Origin of the sequence: Halomicrococcus gelatinilyticus, from assembly GCA_024227995.1 — an archaeon.
In the GTDB taxonomy this organism is placed as follows: domain Archaea; phylum Halobacteriota; class Halobacteria; order Halobacteriales; family Haladaptataceae; genus Halomicrococcus; species Halomicrococcus gelatinilyticus.
The window spans coordinates 390392-408892 of sequence record CP100465.1 but is presented as its reverse complement, the minus strand read 5'-3'; the positions used below and the strand labels follow the sequence as shown (position 1 = coordinate 408892).

Below are 18501 nucleotides of genomic sequence, written 5' to 3'. Positions count from 1 at the left end.
GACCGGTTACATCCCGAGGTCGGCGGCGGGGTCGGGCACCGGAATCTCGTCGGGGCGGACGCCGAGCAGTTCGGCGGCGTGGTCGAGGGCCATGTCGAACCCGTAGTAGCGCTCCAGTTCGTCGCCCCCGGCCGTCTCGCGGACCTTGAGCATGCCGTAGCCCTCGCGGTTCTGGGCGACGACAGCGGTCCGGCCGCCGGATTCGAGTTCGAGGATGCGCTCTCGCTCAGTCTCGCGGTAGCGCGCGGTGACGCCGTTCGACGCAAGCGTGTCGGTCATGGCCGCGACTTCGGCCCCCCGGGAGTCGAACGTGTCGGTTCCAATGCGGGGGCGACGCGGCGCGAAGTAATGGCTGGAAACCGCCCCAGGGCGGCGGCGTTCGCGCCCGACCGGGCGATTTAAATCGCGGCGCTCGCAACTCCCGACGATGGAGTTCGCGGAGTTCGCCGAGCGTGCGCGCGACATCGAGGGAACGAGTGCCGACACGGCCATCGTCGACGCCGTCACGGAGCTCCTGCTGGCGGCCGACGACGACCTCGAGGTGCTGGCACGGTTCGTCCAGGGCCGGGTGTTCCCGGCGTGGGACTCGACGACGCTCGACATCGGGCCGAACTACTGCTACGCGGCCATCGCGCGCGCCGCCGGGCAGAACGTCTCAGCCGACGACGTGGAGGCGCGGCTGGCCGAGAGCGGCGACATCGGCGCGGTCGCGGCGAGCTACGACTTCGGCGGCCAGACCGGGCTCGCCGAGTTCGGCGGGGGACGGGAGTCGCTCACCGTCTCGGAGGTGTACGATGAGCTCGAAGCGCTCGCCGACGCGGAGGGGTCGGGCAGCCAGGACACGAAGATCGACATCCTGTTCGGGCTGTTCAACCGCACCGACGAAGACGAGGCGCGCTACCTGGCGCGGCTCGTCCTCTCGGAGATGCGCATCGGCGTCGGCGAGGGGAGCGTCCGCGACGCCGTCGCGGCGGCGTTCGACGTGCCGGTCGAGGAGGTCGAGCGCGCGCTCCAGGTGTCGAACGACTACGGCCGGGTCGCCCGCGTCGCCCGAGAGGAGGGCGTCGAGGGACTCGAATCGCTCGACCTGGACGTCGGCCGTCCGGTGCAGGCGATGCTCGCGCAGGCCGGCACCGTGACCGACGCCCTCGAGGAGTGGGAGACGGTCGGCGTCGAGTGGAAGTACGACGGCGCGCGCGTCCAGTTGCACTACGACCCCGAGGGGCTGACCATGCCGGGCACTGACGTGACGTCGTCCGGCGACGCTTCACCGTCCGACGCGACGACCGACGACGCCCTGTCCGTCCGCATCTTCTCGCGGAACATGGAGGACGTCACCGACGCGCTCCCGGAGGTCGTCGAGTACGCCGAGGCGACGCTCGACGAGCCGGTCATCCTCGACGGCGAGGTCGTCGCGATGGAGGACGGCGAACCGCTGCCGTTCCAGGAGGTGCTGCGCCGGTTCCGCCGCAAGCACGACGTCGCGAGGGCGCGCGAGGAGGTCGCGGTCGAGCTCAGGGCGTTCGACTGCCTCCACGCCAGCGGCGACGACCTGCTGGACGCGCCGCTGACCGAGCGCCACGACCGGCTGCAGGCGGTGCTCGCCGGCACCGTCGCGGGCACCGACCCGGACGCGCCGTCGTCGTTCTCCGGCGTCTCCGCGCTGACGGTGACCGACGACCCCGACGAGATCGCGGGCGTCGAGGAGAACGCGCTCGACACCGGCCACGAGGGCATCATGCTCAAGAACCCCGAATCGACGTACTCGCCCGGCCGCCGTGGGAAGAACTGGCTGAAGCGCAAGCCGGACGTCGAGACGCTCGACCTGGTCGTCACCGGCGCGGAGTGGGGCGAGGGACGACGCGCGAGCTTCCTCGGGACCTTCCTGCTGTCAGCCCGCACCGACTCGGGGTACGAGACCCTGGGCAAGGTTGCGACCGGCATCACCGACGAGGAGCTGGCCCACCTGACGGAGCTGCTGGAACCGCACATCCGCTCGCAGGACGGTCAGGACGTCGACATCGCGCCCGAGGTGGTGTTCGAGGTGGGGTACGAGGAGATCCAGGCGTCGCCCACCTACTCGTCGGGATACGCGCTCAGGTTCCCGCGATTCCTCGGGGTCCGCGATGACAGGACCCCCGACGACGCCGACTCGCTCTCCCGCGTCGAACGACTGGCGGACACCCAGTGACGGCCCGACGTCGACGCCGTACTGCACCCGACGTCGACGTCGTACTGCGCTACCGGATTCGGCTTCGAACGCGGCGCGTCGCGATTTAACACCGAAATCACTGAATCCAAATATACTTGCCCCGTGACGGTAGACAATCCTCCATGAGTCGGACCGTCGCCGTCGCTCACTACCCGGAGGGGGCTGGCCACGCGACCCGGATGCTCGCGGTGGCACAGTCGCTCGAAGGCGAGGACACGGACGTCGTCCTGGCCGGTGGGGGCCCCGGTTCGCGGTTCATCGAGTACAACGGCTACGACGTGTATCGTCCGGCGACGGTCGATTTCATCGGCGACTACCAGGGCGGGTCGCTGCTGGACGTCGTCGGCCGCAGCGTCCCCAACAGCGGCAAGCGGGTCTACGACATCGCCCGGTGGCTCCGCCGCGAGGACCCCGACGCGCTGGTGACCGACGACATGTTCGCGGCGATGGCCGCACAGTGCACGGGAACGCCGCTGTACGTCCTCACGCACAACGCCGCCTCCTACTACGACGCCGCCGTCGAACAGGTGTTCACGTGGCTGCTCAACCGCTATCAGCTGACGGTGGCCGAGGGGTTCCTCTACCCGACCGTCTGGGAACCCGACGCGGGCGACCCGCCCGGCGTCGTCTACATCCCGCCGGTTGCCCTCGACCCGGCGTCGGCGACCGACGTCGACGTGCCGGCGAACGGCACCGTCCCGACCCCGGACGCCGTCTCGTCCGCCGGCAGTGGTCCGGATGCGGAGGGCGGGTCGACCGCCGGGGCCGCCCCGACCGACGGCGGCGGCCCGCCGGACGACCTTGACCTCCTGCTCGTCCCGAGCACCTACTCGACGAACTTCGACACGCTCGCCGCGACGCTGCGCGCGGAGGGCCACGACGTGACGCTCGTCGGGGACGCCGACTGGGAGTGCGTCCCCGCCATGCTCCCGTGGATCCGCGCCGCCGACGTCGTCGTCTGTTCCGGCTACTCGACCGTGATGGAGGCCGCCGTCGCCGGCACGCCCTGCGTGGTCTACCCGTTCACGGACGAACAGCACGGCGTCTCCCGCGTCCTCGAACGCAATGGGTTGACCGGGTTCCAGGTCGAGCACTCCATCGACCACGTCGCCCGCGCGGTGGAAAATCCACCGGCCGCGCCCGACTACGAGAACGGCGCGGACCGCGCGGCCGAGTACGTCCTCGAACGGATGGCCTAGCGTCCCCCGACTGCTTTTGCCACTGTCGAAACCCCCTTTCTTCCCCTGTCCTACGTTCAGGTATGGCGCAGGTGACGACGGGGGCTCGCCTCCACTTCGGGTTCCAGAACCTCTCGCTGGCGCACGAGCGACTGTACGGCGGCGTCGGCGTCGCGCTCGAGGAGCCGCGGGTCCGCGTCGACGCGACGCCCGCCGACCGCGTCAGCTGTGAACACCCGACCGCCCGCGAGTACGCACGGCGGGCGACGGACGTGCTCGACGTTCCGGGTGCGGACGTGACGGTCGCGGAGTCGCTCCCCCGTCACGCCGGGCTCGGGAGCGGCACCCAGCTCGCGCTGGCCGTCCTCGCGGCCGTCGCGCGGGCGTACGACCGCACCCTGGACGTCCGCGAACGAGCGCCCGACCTCGACCGCGGCGGGCGGAGCGGCGTCGGCGTCGCCACCTTCGAGCGAGGCGGCTTCGTCGTCGACGCCGGCCACCCCGCCGAGCGATTCACGGTCGACCGCCCCGACCCTGGCGAGTGGTCGGTGCCGGCGGTCGCGGCCCGCCACGCGGTGCCCGACGACTGGCGGTTCGTCCTCGCGCTCCCGGACGCGGACCCGGGACGCAACGGCGACGAGGAGGACGACAGCATGCGCGCGGTCGTCGAGCGCGCCGACCCGACCATCGCCGACCAGATCGGTGCGGTGCTGCTGCGACGCGCCATCCCCGCCGTAATCGACGGCGACCACGAACGCTTCGGCGCGGCGGTCGCTGAGATCGGCCGCCTCAACGGCGCGTGGTACGCCGACGAACAGGGCGGCGTCTACCGCCCGCCCGTCGGGGACGTCATCGCCCGACTGCAGGAGTCCACCGCGGTCTCCGGCGTCGGCCAGTCGTCGTGGGGGCCGGCGGTGTACGCCGTGACCGACCGAGACCACGCCGACGCGGCCACCGACGCGGCGCGGGCGGCACTCGACGCGGTCGGACGTGGCGGCGAGGTGGTGACCGCCCGTCCCCGCAACCGGAGTGCGAGCGTAAACGGTAAGGAACGAGCCTGAGATGGGAGCGCATGAACCGCATCCCGTTCGGCGTCTCGGAACTCGACTCGCTGATCGGCGGCGGGTCACCGCCCGGTAGCGTCGTCCTGCTGGCCGGCGACGCGGGGGCCGGCGCGCGCGAGTTCCTCCACACGAGCGCGACCTTCAACGCGCTCGCGCACTCCGATCCGGACGCGTTCGAACTGCACTACGGCTCCGTCGCCGACGAGGCCTCGCTCCCGGAGGAGGTGCACTACGTCTCGTTCACCGCGAGCCCGCGCGAGATCCGCGAGGAGATCTTCCACACGGTCGACGACGAACTCATGGACGCCGCGATGCCCGAGATCGAGTTCGAGGACCTCTCGCGGGAGTACTTCCAGCTGAGTCCGATCCCCCGCGACTGGTACGTCGGCAAGCGGCGCACCCTGGAGGACCTCGGGTCGGCCAGCGACCGCCGCGACGTCCTCGAGGCGTTCGGCGACTACCTGACGGCGAACGCGCGCGGCAGCCTCGTCCTCGTCGACGCACTGACCGACCTGATGGCGCTGCCCGACGAGCAGGTCGACACGAGCGAGGCGACGATGCTCCTGCAGGGTCTGAAGAAGGCGTCCCAGTCGTGGGGCGGTCTCATCCTCGTGCTCGTCAACCAGGAGAGTCTGACTGACACCGAGATGGGAACCCTGATGGGCGCGGTCGACGGCACCCTCGGATTCGAGTGGGAGAGCGGCGGCAACGAGCGCGACCGGACGATGTACGTCCGGGAGTTCCGCGGCGTCCTCTCGCGCATCGAGGCCGAGGACATCATCCGCTTCGAGACGGAGATCCACGACGCCGGTTTCGACATCAGCAACGTCCGGAAGATACGGTGATGAGCAAGGGTCTTTGTGCGTCGGCCCGTAGCGCCGCACGGCCGATGACGAGACACGACGTTCCGAGTCGGCGTGGCGGCCGGCGACGACGAACCCTATGAGTGCCGAGGCCGACCTATTACCGACTCTTCATTTCGCTTATCCACCTCAGAACGATAGAGTGCTGGCAGTAGCACAGGAGTTCGATTACTATCGAGGATATTCACCCACACAAACACACAGTTCGACCTAAGTAGACAGGTTCAGTAGCGAAGACCCTCCAGAATCTTCAATAACCGGCTCCAGATTCACTCATCATCGCACAGTAAGGTATTTGTGATTTGTGTAACTTGGTTGGACCTAATGGGTCAATCTAACTTTGGTGACGACGGTGAACCAGAGGAACTCCTTGACGTGACTGAAGAGAGATGTGAAGAAATCATCACAAACCTCGTTGAAGAAGATATCCTTGACTGGACTACCATTGCAAAAGAGATGCTGCAATCTCTTCAACCACCTCAGACGGCAACTCACGTCCCTCAGCTAGACGGACTGAGAGAGCGTTACGAGCGGGGCAACAGATGGGCACCATCCCGAAGATGGATGTATTCGCAATACGGTCCTTGCGAAAATTGCGGAAAAATAACCAGTATAAACCACGACCATATTGTGGAACGGGATATTCTCGGTGATGAAGCAGACCGCCTCGAAAACCTCCGTTTCCTATGCAGGCGGTGTAACCAGTCTCGGCACTGGGAGAATGGAAACATTCTCGATTTAGGTACTGCTGCTGCCGTAATGTACCTTCTTTTCACCCAGAAGCCGAAGACGGTCAAAGAGTTGGAAAAGATGGGGCGGCAGGTTGGACTCACTCAAAGCAATCAACGGTTTGAGGAGACTTGGGCGTTTGCGATGTATCTGCACCGTGAAGGTCTCTTGGAAGTCGATGAAATCCATCCCGTTATCGACGAGGATGAATTAGAACAATACCGTGAGTATTACTCTGCCACGAAGGAATATTTCAAAGAACTAAACACTCGATTGCGTCAAGAGTACCCGGAAGAGATGAGTATTAAAAACAATCTGGAACTACTCGTTCGAGGCCGTAAGACGAAGGTTGAAGACAGGATTGACTCAGCACGTGGATTAGGAATTCTTGATGACGGAGAAGTGGAAGAGATTCTGAGAGACGACACGAAACTCACAGACGGTCAAAAACGAACTCTCCTGGAAGCTGTTGGAACATTTACTGATAGCGAAATTAGAGATATCGTTAACAGCCGGAAGGTAAGTCTCTACCACGTCCTTGGTTCGGACCAGCAAGACTCAGTGATTCAGGAAATAGACGAGAAGATGGAAGAATTCCAGAACGAATATCTGAAATAATCCAGCTATGATTCGGGAATTAGGTTATCGAATTTACCCCTAATCTCGGAGTTTAGATTTTTTATCTCTTGCTTGTGGTGGTCAATCTTTTCTTCCATCTGGAGGATTTCCTCCATGAACCCAGCAACATCGCCATCTTCTGGGACTGGTACTGTGATATCTTCTAGATTTTTGGATTTGAGTTCTGGTGATGCAGCGCCCGTGGTCTCTCGAATAAGTTGTTCACGCACAAACTCCGTCTGGAGCAGTTGGTCAGCATACTGAGTCACGGGCGAATCGATAGAGCCAAACGAATCCCGTGGATGTAGTTGCATCAGTCGGTTTGTCGTGACAAATCCAACAAAACTACCTTCAAGCCGAATCTCAAGTTCACTGTCTGGAATTACAACGCTATTTGCTTCAATATCATACTGTACTTCTAACGGAAATTCTCCCGTATCATCTACTTCTGAGGGGTTTTTCCAGGTTTCTGATTCTGAGTCCCAAACTGTAACCTGTGCATGGGGAACCTCGTCACCGAAGAGATACAAATTCCCCTCTGAATCTATCTCACCGTTGAACGCTTCTGGGACTAAGATAGGGTTCCGCCCGGATTTTATAGAATCCCGATGGTTTGACAGGAGGATTGTTCCCGGCTTCATCCAGTAAGTCAGCCTGCTCGGGACGCTATCTACCCCGGCAGTAACATCTCTCCAGCCAGTTATCTCGCCTTCTTTACTACAGTTTCGGACCTCAATATACGCAAAATGATTACCCTTCTGTGTTTTGACACGGTTAGATATCGTTTCCCCTTTCTCTTCCACGATATCACTAAGGGGAATAAGCTGGTCACTCGAACTCTTCGCTTTTCTCTGTAACCGTGTTCGCTCAGGATGATAGTAGAACGGGTCTATCCGACCATTTTCACGCAACTCGGAGAGCTCGAAGTAGTGTTCTTTAGACGGGGTGCTATCCTTGTAACGTTCGACAATATCTGGGAGGTCATTTCGACCAATCTTATGTCCTAATGTGTTATAACCGACATTCTCTGCCCAGTCAATATACACTTCATAGTCTTCTGGTGGTTCTGTCTTCTCGACGAACAGAAGTGCACCTTGTACCCCTGTATCTGTATGATGGAAAGCTTCCCGTGGGAGTCCAATTAGTGCCTCAATGCGGACATTCCGATACAGATACTTTCTAATATCCTTGAATTGCTGACTTTGATTGTTGAAGACGCTCTCTGGTAATACTATTCCTGCCTTTCCACCCTCATCTAATAGACGGACGATTTTTTCAATGAACGGAAGCTCCTTACTGACAGAGCGAGTTTCTCCGCTCTCTTTTCTACCAATCTCGAACTCATTAAGTACGCTTTCTCGGTCTTCTTGGCCTGCAAACGGAGGATTCGAAAAAATGCGGTCAAATGACCCATCATCGAAATCTGGCCCAGTAGCTTGAAGCCCGTCCTGAAGATGAATATTTCCTGTAGAATTAGAATACGTGAACAAATTAAACCGAGATGTCCGAACCATCCGGTGGTTTATGTCCACACCCCAAATGTTCTCTTCAACGAAGTTCTCCACGTGACTGTTGATATCACCGTCCTTCTGAGCAGACAACCTTTCAGAAAGATGATTGAGTGCTCCAACAAAGAACCCTCCACTGCCGCAACTGGGGTCGAGCGTTCGAGAATCAGGCTTTACTTCAAGGAAATCAACCATAAAGTCGACGACCTCCCGAGGTGTGAAATATGCCCCTAGCTCGGCACGGAAGGTTTCTCCGACCATTTCCTGAAACATCTCACCCTTGATGTCTGGACTGCTATCTCCGGTATATGTCCCAGAGAAACTGTAATCCTGGAGAATGGACACAAGCTTGTGAATCGTTTCGTCATCTAATTGGAAGACAGACTCCGGGTCCTCTCCATTGTTGCCGTTTACCAGCAACAATTCGCTACATATCCCGTCCTCAAGAGCTCCTTGAAGGAGCATCCGAATCTTATTCGTTGTCTCATCAGGACTTGACTCCGCGGTAAATTGGGAGTTTGTGTCCTCTTTTTCAGAAAAGACCTTGACTATCAGTAGGGTTGTGAGCTCATCGTACGCTCGTGCCGGGTCTAGGCCTTCGTCTTTATACAGGATATCGTGGCAACGCTTGATTATTTTTCTAACTTCCGACCCTTCACTAAATCCTTTAGTGGTGGTTTTCTTGCTTTCCGATTCTTCGGAACTATCGCCTTCTACGAAGTCTTCTAGGCTACTATCCATTGTAATCACTCAGACAGTTTCGGCAAGCCAGCGTCGGTTGGAACCCTCTTTATCATTATGGTGGCTGTCGCGCGGCAGACCGTGGCTCTTAGTAGATATCTTCCCTCCTTCTCCATTAAGGGTCTTAGGATTCTGGCCTACCAAAACCTCGGCAAAGACAGACTCTGAATTTCTCTAACCGGTGAGCCCTTGGTAACCGTCTCTGTTGGTTTCAGACTGTACGGAGCGTAACGGGACTTAGACGCTAACCCATCCCTCCCCGAGTCTGAATACCAGTCATCCTCTGGACGGTGGACTCGGTCAGCAGGCGAGAGACTGTACGCCGAGGAACTGTGATGATGCCACTCATGGGAGGACTTCGTGCAAAATTTGGCCGGACGTAATTTCATTGACAGTCAGAGGTTCGATGAACAGGCGAATCCCAGTCACAATCAAGATGAGTATTGCGAGACTGACTGCTGGTGAGAGAAGAGTCCCAATGATACGCATCTCGGTTGTTTCGGGGTAGTAGTCGGCGTCCCTGTGTCTGAACCAGATTATTCCTGTAATCAGTACCGAGGTTGCTGCGATAAGAAATTGTCCTGAAGAGCGCGGGTAGCCGAGAATCGAGATTATCGCTAATCCTCCCCAGACGACGATGAGAAGCCAGAACGCTAGTTGTAGCTTCTCGACAGCCCACTTTCGACGCTTTTCGGCGTACTCGACGTAGCTCCCTCGTCGGTCATCGAATCGGCTGAAGTCGAACAGATGGCCCGAGAAATCCTGAATTGTCTCGGAGTAGACCTCGAAGTCATCATTGCTCTCGCTTATCAGGTCGTCCAGTTCGTCGATTCGGGTTTGGATTGTTGGGAAGTAGAACAGGAGGACGCCGGAGATAACGAATATCGAGAACGGGAGCACCATATCCACGTTGGACCACCGGACGACGAGAAAGAGATTAGCGAATACTGCTCCGAGGAGCGCCAGCACCACTTTCTGAATCTCTGAGGTTAGGCTCCGTGTCGTCTCTGAGACAGTACTCGTAACGTCGGCGGTGAATACGTGGGCGTCTTGGATGGCATCGTTGAGGTCATCGAAATTCTTCTCGATGGCCTCCTCTTCCAAGAACGTGTAGAACTCACGAATCTGCGCCGTTTTCCGGGGCAGGTCCTCGAACGAATCACACTCCTCAACGATGCTACGGTGCCAGAAGTCTCGATACGTGTTCCGTGTGCCCTTCTCCACAAACGACTCATAGAACTCGTAAAGCGCCGCTAGTTCATCTACTGAATATCCTTGAACGGCATCGGTGAATGTCTCCCCGTCGATTTCGTCGCTGACGGTTTTACGGCGTGTTTTGATTTCGAGTACCAAGACGTCCTCAGTCAATCTCACTCGCTTTGAGACTCCGGCGAAGACGCTGTAGACGAACACTGACGAGAACAATTCTCTCGCCTTAGGTGTGCAGAAGAGCGAAGGAGACACTACCGACAGTTCGGGTCCGGCTTGGAGCATATCACGGTCTCGGTCCATGAGCGTTCGATACTGACTCACGTTGAAATCGAGGTCTTCCGGCTCCGAGTTGAGCAAGGAGCTAACGGAGTGGAACTGAAGCAGTGATTCGTACTCTGGTTCGATTTCTTCGTAGAATACAAAGACGGGAGGATTTCGTTCATCGAAGAACTCGTCAGCGACTGTTGCGTAATCTGAGATATGCTGGTCTAGCCAACTTCGAAGCCGCTCCTCCTCCGTCCAGAATGAAATTGAGATGGAGGGCGTGTTATCTAACTCCGATTCGAGCCGGTCCCCAATCTCTGATTTGTCTATGATACAATCTACGTATAGGGATATCGACGCCGTCCTAGACCATTCAAGCAGAAAATCAGCTAATCTCCCAGCTTCGTCATCACGGAGAATGTCCCCGACGACTCGACGCCAGTCTTGAATATCTACGTCTTCGGTATCGTACGCTCTTTGGAGGGTGTCGAAACCAGAGTTGTGTATTCGAAGGCTCCCACCAGATTGGATAATCGGCTGCTCTCCGGTTCTATCCGTGTGGAATGTCACTTCAAAATCGTCGAAATAAGCTCCCTCCTCGTGGGCTAGCTGAAGGATTCCACTAAGCGCATCCTCAGAAAAATCGGAGACGGGGCTATCGATATCGATTATCCGAGACTCTTCTGTAATCTCTCGACCTTCCCACATCGGGGAAAGCTGAGAGAGGTGCTCTTCTATTTCGGTCATTACTGAATGTCATCGAACGAATCGTACTCAGACAGGTTCTCTAGAATCTCTTTCCGGTAGTCTCCGCCACCGTGCCCTGTAACCGCGACATTAGGTTCATTTCCGGGGATGACGACGTAGTACGACCCATCGTTGACGAGGAAGATATTGCGCTCTAGTACGTCTCGAAGGGACACACGAATATCGATGCCTGAGATAGTGATTGTAACTTGTCCTTCCAACTTCTCATCATCGAGGTCTTGTCGGATGTCATCAAAGTCATCGACGCTCTGAGCTTCGGATAAGGGGTTCTCATCGTCGCCTTCCTCCACGTCTTCGACTATCCATTCGTTTAGAACCTCGTTATTGGTCTTTGTGTCTTTGAGCCCAAGGAATTTCCACCAGTGCTGTGCATAGTAGCTTTTCTGGTAGATTCCGGCCTCGTCTGGCCGTGCTTCGTCAAGCGAGTAGTTGACCCTGGGATAGATGACACCCTTCTTCAGTTCGTCTTCGATAATCTCGCTGATTTGGGAAAGTCCCACCTCATCATCCGGTTCGTAGACGTCCTCATATGGTGCTTTGATTATTGCAAGCAGCTCGTGCCCCTTGTGGGAGAACTGGACTGCAATGAGGATTCCCGGCTCCGAATTTGCCGCTTTGAGATACCGCTCCGCTAGATTGCTCAGGTTAGATTCAAACTCATCGCCGTCCTTGAGTTTCGTCAGCAGCGATTTCGCAGAGTGTTCATCACCTTCGGCAACATCGCTGAAATCGAACTCGTGAAGGCGAGCAGTCGGCTTATTTGCTGAGAAGCTCTTCTCGGCGAGGGAGCCGAGCATGCTTTGTGTCGCCTCTGTGGCGTCCTCGAAGTCCTCGTTGTCCATGTCGAACTGACTGATGTTCGAGAGGATGTCGTAATCGCCGTCCTCTTTGCATTGAACGACGCCAATCTGGGCGGCATCTACCATGTTGGCTGTAACCAATCAATCAGAGCTACAAATATGTTCATATCACAGACGTAATCAGACAAAACTCGCAGCCTCAATTTGAAGTAAGTAATTTGATATTCGTTCCGGGCGTCTCTCTGAATAGGTCTTACTGTCGTCGCTAGCACGCAGCGACGGCTTTGACCAGGAGACTACGATGACTGAATCAGACAGCGACCAGCAAGGCGAATCGCGCAGCATCCAGATAGGTAGCGTCCATATCGGCCCGATAGAGTACCGATTCCTCAAACTCGCTATCTATTCTGTCGTTGGGTTGTTCATCTGGCCGTATCTCCTCCTGTTCTACATTTACCTCTCTATCCGTCGATTCAACAAGAATCTCGCTAAGCTCTCGAAACGAGCTTCAAGGACGGTACGAGATGAGTACGAAGCTGGATACGAGGAGGGAAAGTCTGAGGACTGATTCAGGCTTCGAGAGTCGAAGAATGTACGGAGGTCCTCGTACTCGGTGCTGAGAATCGGTTTCTACCTGACTGAATCATCTCTATCGAATGCTGCGAGGACTGCGTGAGAAGACGACTGATGAAGACCTGCAGACTACGGCATTAGGGCAGTCTATCAGCCTTACTAACTTCGCCGGTCAGTCATCCACTTATCATTGATTAATCGGCTGCGCTCAGCTTGGTCGATGTTATATTGCTCAAGTTGTTTGTCCATCTCTTCTTTGAGCCGAGTTTTATCGCCAATTTCCCTAATAGGTATCTTATAGGTCTTATTGGTGATACTGCTGAGGTCGACGAGACCATACCGATTAGCATTTGAGAGACCGTTATCGTGCCATTTGGTTCCTCGATTATTTCCGGTCTTGCGGACTATTCCTTCAGCTTGGAGTTTACGGAGATTGGAGCGGACTGTATTCTTCTTACCTCCAACTTTCTTTGCGATGTCCGGACCAGAGGCCGTACCCAAGTCTGAGAGAGCGTCGATAATCTTTCGTTCGGTAGCTGGTCTGGTTCTTGAAACACCCAAGGCAATTTCTCTCGGAATCCAAGGTGGAACTGCTGCAGTATTCACGTAGACGGTGGCCCCCGTCCCGTTACGTGCGAATCGAAGAATCGCCTGAAGAACGGAATTATCTCGCATCTGTTGGAGGATTTCATCACCGAATGGACCATACGATTTTGCTGTTCCTGACCCGCTGCCAGATGCTTCCAATCCGAACAAAGCGGCCCAGCGTTCGATGAATTTGTCCCCATAGTGAGGACTACCAAGAATTACGCCGACATTCTCATTTGCCAATTCGTTCGAGCCCCTGAGGTTGCCGTAGTGGGAACTATTCGGGGACATAGGGACGTTTCTAGCTTTGAGCTTCCCCAGAGCATCGCTTGAAGTGATTACTGCTGGTTCACCTCCCTCAACCTCAATTACTTCTCGGAGGAGTGCTTCGTCACGGTCTAGGTTTACGTAAGTCCCGCTTGAGTACGGGTGGATACTTCTGAATTCCGTCTGGATTATTCTCAGGTCCTGTGTATCCAATATGTACTCTTCCCGTTCAGAATCACTGAGAAGCTGTTTGTGTTGGAAGTTGAGGCCAAATATGAGGTCATAGAGTCGTATTGTTGGTGTTCCATCTAGCGCAACTATATTCGTCGCACCAGTCAGATTCGGTGGCGTCAGAACGTGCATCTCGTTCCGGTTTCGGTCGTGGGCAAATACTTGACCGCCGCCCAATGCAGCAGTACCCCAGTCGTTGTTGAGGTCTCTAGATACTAGTGTACCTAATACAAGGAGGGGAGCCCAAATATGGTAGTCCTCAGTACTCTGATTGAGAATCTGTTTTGAGTCAGCCAAGTCTATTCCTTTATTCTCAAACCAATCGAGTGCTTGTTCCTCCTTGTCGGGGTCTGAATTCGTAACCAAGTTGTAATGATTATTGAAGGGAATATTACTAGTCTGTTTGAGGAAATTTGCAATCGTCTCTTGGGGGTCTTTGAACTCGGTAAGGAAGTCATCAGAAGGAGATTCGTCAATGACGACGACTCTGTTTTCTATGATTTTCTCGACGTGTAGATGAAGATAGTGTCCGATGAGGACGTCGTAGTCCTCTGGTTGGAAATCCCAATTAGACTGATATGGACAAACTCCGTCTTCTTGACAGGGAGGGTTCCAGTGCTCGTGAAGGTCTGATGCAGTAACCCCCAGTCTCCGGTACCTTTTGAACTTCTGTTCTAATTTGGTGCCGTGTTTCCCCTTAAATGTGGGACAGCTATCGTCAGCAGAGGGGAGGACTTTATTCGAGAGGCCGTGCTTCTGACACCACGATTCAATTTCTGAATATCTACCTTTGCGCCCTCGGGACGTGGCTATAGTAATCGGTGCTTCCGTAGTTGAGGCCGCTTCTACCGCAGCATAACTTTTCCCAGTCCCCGGTAGAGCATCAATTAGGATTGGTTCCGTCTCTTCATATGCTTCCTCGATTGCTTCGAGGCATCGGCTCCGAACCTGTGAGAGCGATAGCGACGATGTGCTATTCGAACCCTGAGATTGTTGTCCTCCTCTCGAATTATTCGAGTTATTTGCTGTCGACCCTTTCTGATTGGACGATGTGTTTGGGTTTCCACCGATGGATTCTACCTCGACATTATCCGGAGTCCGGTTATTTCCGCCCGCTTGCTGGCGCATTTGTTCTTCGAGAGAAGCCGGTGCGTTGTCTGGGGCTTGCTCCTCACGTTTCTTCTGCTCGGCTTCTCCCCTCGCTGCTACTGCCTCCTGGTCCGTTTCAAAGCCCTGTCCACCATATCTATCCAATATTTTCTGTTTGTTTGAATGATATGTGGCCCTGTGGTCTATCTCAGTAACCCAGTCATCTATACCAGCATTGTCGCATAACTGTTTTAGATTCTCAAGATGATTATTCTGAATCATTGGGTGTTGCCCGCCGATTGTCTCACCACCTTTCAACTCTTCATACACCGTTTTCTGCCTTGATGATACTGTCCTCCAGTACTTGTCAAAATATTCTAACGAGGACATTCTAGTCTTGCGTGTTATCTCACGTATATCGTAATAACAACTAGGAATATAGAACCAGAATTGATATCGGACCCAGAATCTGTGGACGGTACTGCTTGAGTTCTGAGTCTTGGTGGAGAACGCACGAGTGAATGTCTGAAGAACTGAAGGCGCTGGAGGTTCCCCTATTTATACTATATTATGGACTGTCACTCGTCGACCCTCTTCGCAATCAGATACGGTCCCTCATACGCCTCAAGAATCCCTTGGAGGTCATCGAGGTTAGGAGTCGTCGGCTGACTCAACTCCCATCGAATCCAATCCTCAAACCCCTCCTCGATGCTTTCGACCACGTCGCCGTCTTTGATGATACCGAGGTCGTGTAGCTCGCCGGCGTGGTACATCTGAAAGAGAATCTGCATCGGTCTACTCCTCGTCCTCTGCCAGCGGGACGGCGTTGATGTAGTGGTTATTCAATGCCCGTCTTAGGTGGTCCTCATCATCCAAATCATACGCTCCTTCTATTGTCGCCTCCAGTTCGCCAGTTGGGTCCTCGACTATTTCACCGTCAGCAATCTTCCCGAGGACATCCCAGTCGTCCCTCTCTTCGTTGAGTCCAAAAATGAGCAATGCCAAGCCAAATCACCGTATCAATAATCGCTCTGTTTCATCATAAGACTCCCGAGCAACAGACTGAATCAGTCTCTGTTGGTCTGTAACGGCGTGGAGGTCCTAGCTGAGAGAACTGAGAACGCGTCCATCAGCAATCGAATACCAGTTATCATCGAGAGCAACAATCCGTTCTTTGGAGCAATCACGTACACCAGGGGACACCTATCGATTGATAGAGAAAATATCAGGACGTCCAGGTCAAAGCCAGCATCAGACTGAGTGTTACCTATCAGGAGTAGAGAGCCGTTCGATGACGATTAAGAGTCAATCTATTCGGTTCGCTCAGAAATACGTGAGCAGTCAAGGGACTACCACCAGCGTACAGTCTTTGGGATTCAGAGCGAGGTGTCGAGCCCTGACTCTTCGACCCAGTCGAGGTATGCGGCGTCGTTCAACTCCTCGACGACCCGCCGAGATTCTTCGCTATCGTAGCCTGCCATCACATACCCATTCGAGTACGAGGCAGCCAGATACCGGAGCAGTTCTCGTCCATCCGTGTACTCGCTGATTATGGGGTCGCGTTCGTCCTGAATCCGGTCTCGGAGAGATTCAGCGGTCGGCGTCCCGCCCGATACCTCACCCTCAATGGAAACGCGAGCTACCTCCTCAGGGTCCTCCCACGGGTTTCGATAGATGATGACTTCGACCAACTGTCCATCCTCGTTAGAGTCCAATTTCCTTGATACAGTTCAGGTACTCTTCTTTCGCCTCATCCCGGTCGACTCGAGTGTAGATATCCATCGTCTCGGTCTTAGCGTCTCCACGGATGTATTTCAGAATGTACGGCTTCATTCCTTGTTTCCGCATTAGCGTAGTGAACACGGTGCGGAAGGTGTGAGGTGTGAATTTCTTCTCGAACCGTCGTTCTTCTTTAGGGGCGACGCCGGCGCGGTCGGCGGCGGCTTTCACTTCCCGTCGAATCCGCTCTTTCGAGAGCCGTCCTCCTTTGTTGCTTGTGAAGAGATATGGCGAATCCAAATCGGCGTTGACAAACTGATAGCGTTTGATTGCGTAGATGGTCTCGTCATCGATTGGGACGACAGTCTGTTTACCTCCCTTGCGTTCTCGGAGTCGAATGAATCCCTTCTCGAGGTCGACGTCGTCTTCTTCGATGGAGAGAACTTCCAGCAGTCGAGCACCGGTCTTTGCGAGGATGATGGTGACGGTCTTGTCTCTCGGGTCTGGGATGGCGTTGATGAGTTTACAGGCATTCTCCCACGTCGCGCAGTCCGGCCGGTCTGGGCGAATCCGGGGAATTTCCTCCATCACGACCGCAGCGGGATTACTGGTGATTCCCTCGAACTGCGGCCGTTTCATCGTATAGCCGTAGAAGCTGGAGAGGACTTCCAGGTACTTCTTTTTCGAGTTCTGGGAGACGCCGCGTTCCGTGAGCGCCATTAGATAGTCCTCGACGTGGCGAATCTCGACTTCGCTAGGTGAGAGGTCCGGGAATTGGTCGTGGAAGAACTCACGCAGGATGCGACTGTACGAGTTGAGCGTTCTTTCGCTCCGGCCGGTCGCGTGCTTTCGAGTAATGAAGTAGTTGATTTCGTCGTGCTTGTTGTCGTAGACTTTCGAGGAACCGGGTTCGGCTCCCATGTTAGTTCCCCTCCTTGAGCCGCCAGCCGTGTCCACGTTGAAATTCAACCTGTCCGTTCTCGGCTAAGGCGTACAGCCGGTTCTCGATTTGTCGTTGGAGGTGTTGGGCGACATCGTCACTAGCAGAGACGCGCTCTATGAGTTCGTCTAGTGATTGGTACTGCTGGTCTAGTACCCGAGTGACGAGGTCATCGATACTGAGGTGGGTTCGGCCACCGCCGCCTTGTCGAGCCTCTTCAAGTTGCGTTTGGAGGTCGTCGATTTTGTTTTGGAGTTGCTTGACTGTCTGGTCCTGTGTTTGGATGAAGGGTGCGCCGCTGTCCCGATACATCCGGGCTTCCTGAATCAGGTCGTAGAGGTACCGGCTGAGGCTGGACCCTTCGTGTTCGGCTTCTTCCCACCATTCCTCTTTGTGCTGTTTGGCGGGGAAGAGTTCGGCTCTGGTCGTATTCTTGTGGAGCGTTTGGAAGTCCCGTTCGTCGCTGGGGCTGTCCACAGATGTCTCTGTCATACTAGAACCTCCGAATAGTCATTAGTTTGTTAGGTTAATGATATTACCGGTAGAAACGCGGTCTATGTCCCGAAAACCGCCTCGTTCAATCTCGACTATGACAATCTCTCGTGAAGTGGGATAGACTTATTTTGGACAAAACGAATCTCTCGCTAAGCACGGTGCGTCGGGGACAATAGGCGGGAACCCTGGTATTGCAGGTTCAAGTCCTGCTGAGGGCTATAACGGCGGTTCGGAGAGTACCGCCCTCAACATCCTCCGACAAATGAGCAAGGAAATCATCACTTCCGGACTTCTCAGCACCGTCTTTGCAACGACCGGCGTGGCGCTTCCGGTTATCCTGGCGCTCATTGCGTACATCGGTATCCGACTGAAGAACGCGGCCCTCACTCCTCCAACCGCTATGGGACCAGAAACATCTCTGACTCCGTCTCAAACGGTGAATATCGGCGTTCAGTCGTCGTTATGTCTCTCCCAGCGAGCTTCTTGAACGAGTTCGACCAGATAGCGACTCAGGCTGATTCCTTGTTCGTTGGCCTCTTGCTGCCATTGGCCTTTGTGCTGGCGGTGACAGTAGATATCTACGCTGGTCATTCCATCGCCTAATCCCTTGTTGTCGTCCATCGGTCGACGCGGTGCTAATGG

At 55.8% G+C, this 18501-nt stretch carries 17 protein-coding genes; 6 read left to right on the top strand and 11 right to left on the bottom strand.

Translation table 11 applies throughout. The features are described 5' to 3' along the window. Positions 1 to 6: 6 nt before the first annotated feature. The gene (locus NKT36_RS02150; RefSeq protein WP_327052304.1) at positions 7 to 279 is read right to left on the bottom strand and encodes a DUF7111 family protein; all 273 of its coding nucleotides are present in this window, start codon (positions 277 to 279) and stop codon (positions 7 to 9) included. Positions 280 to 427: 148 nt separating this feature from the next. Here NKT36_RS02150 and ligA point away from each other — a divergent pair, with 148 nt between their 5' ends. The 5 genes from ligA (at position 428) to NKT36_RS02125 (ending at position 6664) form a co-directional block, all read left to right on the top strand. Continuing rightward, positions 428 to 2191 carry an ATP-dependent DNA ligase LigA gene (ligA, locus tag NKT36_RS02145; protein ID WP_327052303.1) on the top strand — a complete coding sequence of 588 codons (1764 nt, stop codon included), beginning with the start codon at positions 428 to 430 and terminating at the stop codon, positions 2189 to 2191. Between the two features lie 143 nt (positions 2192 to 2334). Continuing rightward, positions 2335 to 3411 (top strand): glycosyltransferase, encoded by a 1077-nt coding sequence (locus NKT36_RS02140; RefSeq protein ID WP_327052302.1) that lies wholly within the window; start codon positions 2335 to 2337, stop codon positions 3409 to 3411. A gap of 62 nt (positions 3412 to 3473) precedes the next feature. Further along, positions 3474 to 4451, top strand: coding sequence for a beta-ribofuranosylaminobenzene 5'-phosphate synthase family protein (locus NKT36_RS02135; protein ID WP_327052301.1), 978 nt, complete (start codon positions 3474 to 3476; stop codon positions 4449 to 4451). A gap of 11 nt (positions 4452 to 4462) precedes the next feature. Then, positions 4463 to 5299 carry an RAD55 family ATPase gene (locus tag NKT36_RS02130; protein WP_327052300.1) on the top strand — a complete coding sequence of 279 codons (837 nt, stop codon included), beginning with the start codon at positions 4463 to 4465 and terminating at the stop codon, positions 5297 to 5299. Between the two features lie 342 nt (positions 5300 to 5641). Next, complete coding sequence (locus NKT36_RS02125; protein WP_327052299.1) at positions 5642 to 6664, top strand: HNH endonuclease signature motif containing protein; 1023 nt, start codon at positions 5642 to 5644, stop codon at positions 6662 to 6664. A 5-nt stretch (positions 6665 to 6669) separates the two neighbouring features. On the opposite strand, the gene NKT36_RS02120 is transcribed toward NKT36_RS02125, so the two are convergent. The 3 genes from NKT36_RS02120 to NKT36_RS02110 form a co-directional block, all read right to left on the bottom strand. After that, positions 6670 to 8913 carry an N-6 DNA methylase gene (locus NKT36_RS02120; RefSeq protein WP_327052298.1) on the bottom strand — a complete coding sequence of 748 codons (2244 nt, stop codon included), beginning with the start codon at positions 8911 to 8913 and terminating at the stop codon, positions 6670 to 6672. Between the two features lie 345 nt (positions 8914 to 9258). Next, a complete protein-coding gene (locus NKT36_RS02115; RefSeq protein ID WP_327052297.1) occupies positions 9259 to 11136 on the bottom strand; it encodes a hypothetical protein in 1878 nt (625 codons plus the stop codon). After that, positions 11136 to 12083, bottom strand: a complete 948-nt coding sequence (locus tag NKT36_RS02110) for a hypothetical protein (RefSeq protein WP_327052296.1) — start codon at positions 12081 to 12083, stop codon at positions 11136 to 11138. Before NKT36_RS02110 ends, NKT36_RS02115 begins: the two co-directional genes overlap by 1 nt. Positions 12084 to 12258: 175 nt before the next feature. Between NKT36_RS02110 and NKT36_RS02105 the strand changes: the two genes are divergently transcribed. After that, positions 12259 to 12525 carry a hypothetical protein gene (locus NKT36_RS02105; RefSeq protein ID WP_327052295.1) on the top strand — a complete coding sequence of 89 codons (267 nt, stop codon included), beginning with the start codon at positions 12259 to 12261 and terminating at the stop codon, positions 12523 to 12525. Between the two features lie 164 nt (positions 12526 to 12689). Here the strand turns inward: NKT36_RS02105 and NKT36_RS02100 are convergent, their stop codons facing one another. From NKT36_RS02100 to NKT36_RS02070, 7 genes are all read right to left on the bottom strand, one after another. After that, on the bottom strand, positions 12690 to 15095 hold the full coding sequence (locus tag NKT36_RS02100; protein WP_327052294.1) for a winged helix-turn-helix domain-containing protein: 2406 nt from the start codon (positions 15093 to 15095) through the stop codon (positions 12690 to 12692). Positions 15096 to 15283: 188 nt separating this feature from the next. Further along, on the bottom strand, positions 15284 to 15496 hold the full coding sequence (locus NKT36_RS02095) for a hypothetical protein (protein WP_327052293.1): 213 nt from the start codon (positions 15494 to 15496) through the stop codon (positions 15284 to 15286). Positions 15497 to 15500: 4 nt separating this feature from the next. Beyond that, the gene (locus tag NKT36_RS02090) at positions 15501 to 15710 is read right to left on the bottom strand and encodes a hypothetical protein (RefSeq protein WP_231546293.1); all 210 of its coding nucleotides are present in this window, start codon (positions 15708 to 15710) and stop codon (positions 15501 to 15503) included. A 371-nt stretch (positions 15711 to 16081) separates the two neighbouring features. Further along, a complete protein-coding gene (locus tag NKT36_RS02085) occupies positions 16082 to 16396 on the bottom strand; it encodes a hypothetical protein (protein ID WP_327052292.1) in 315 nt (104 codons plus the stop codon). A 13-nt stretch (positions 16397 to 16409) separates the two neighbouring features. Next, complete coding sequence (gene xerA, locus NKT36_RS02080; RefSeq protein ID WP_285270518.1) at positions 16410 to 17345, bottom strand: site-specific tyrosine recombinase/integron integrase; 936 nt, start codon at positions 17343 to 17345, stop codon at positions 16410 to 16412. Position 17346: 1 nt separating this feature from the next. After that, a complete protein-coding gene (locus NKT36_RS02075) occupies positions 17347 to 17856 on the bottom strand; it encodes a hypothetical protein (protein WP_004042144.1) in 510 nt (169 codons plus the stop codon). Positions 17857 to 18309: 453 nt separating this feature from the next. Next, a complete protein-coding gene (locus NKT36_RS02070; protein WP_327052291.1) occupies positions 18310 to 18480 on the bottom strand; it encodes a hypothetical protein in 171 nt (56 codons plus the stop codon). Positions 18481 to 18501: the final 21 nt, after the last annotated feature.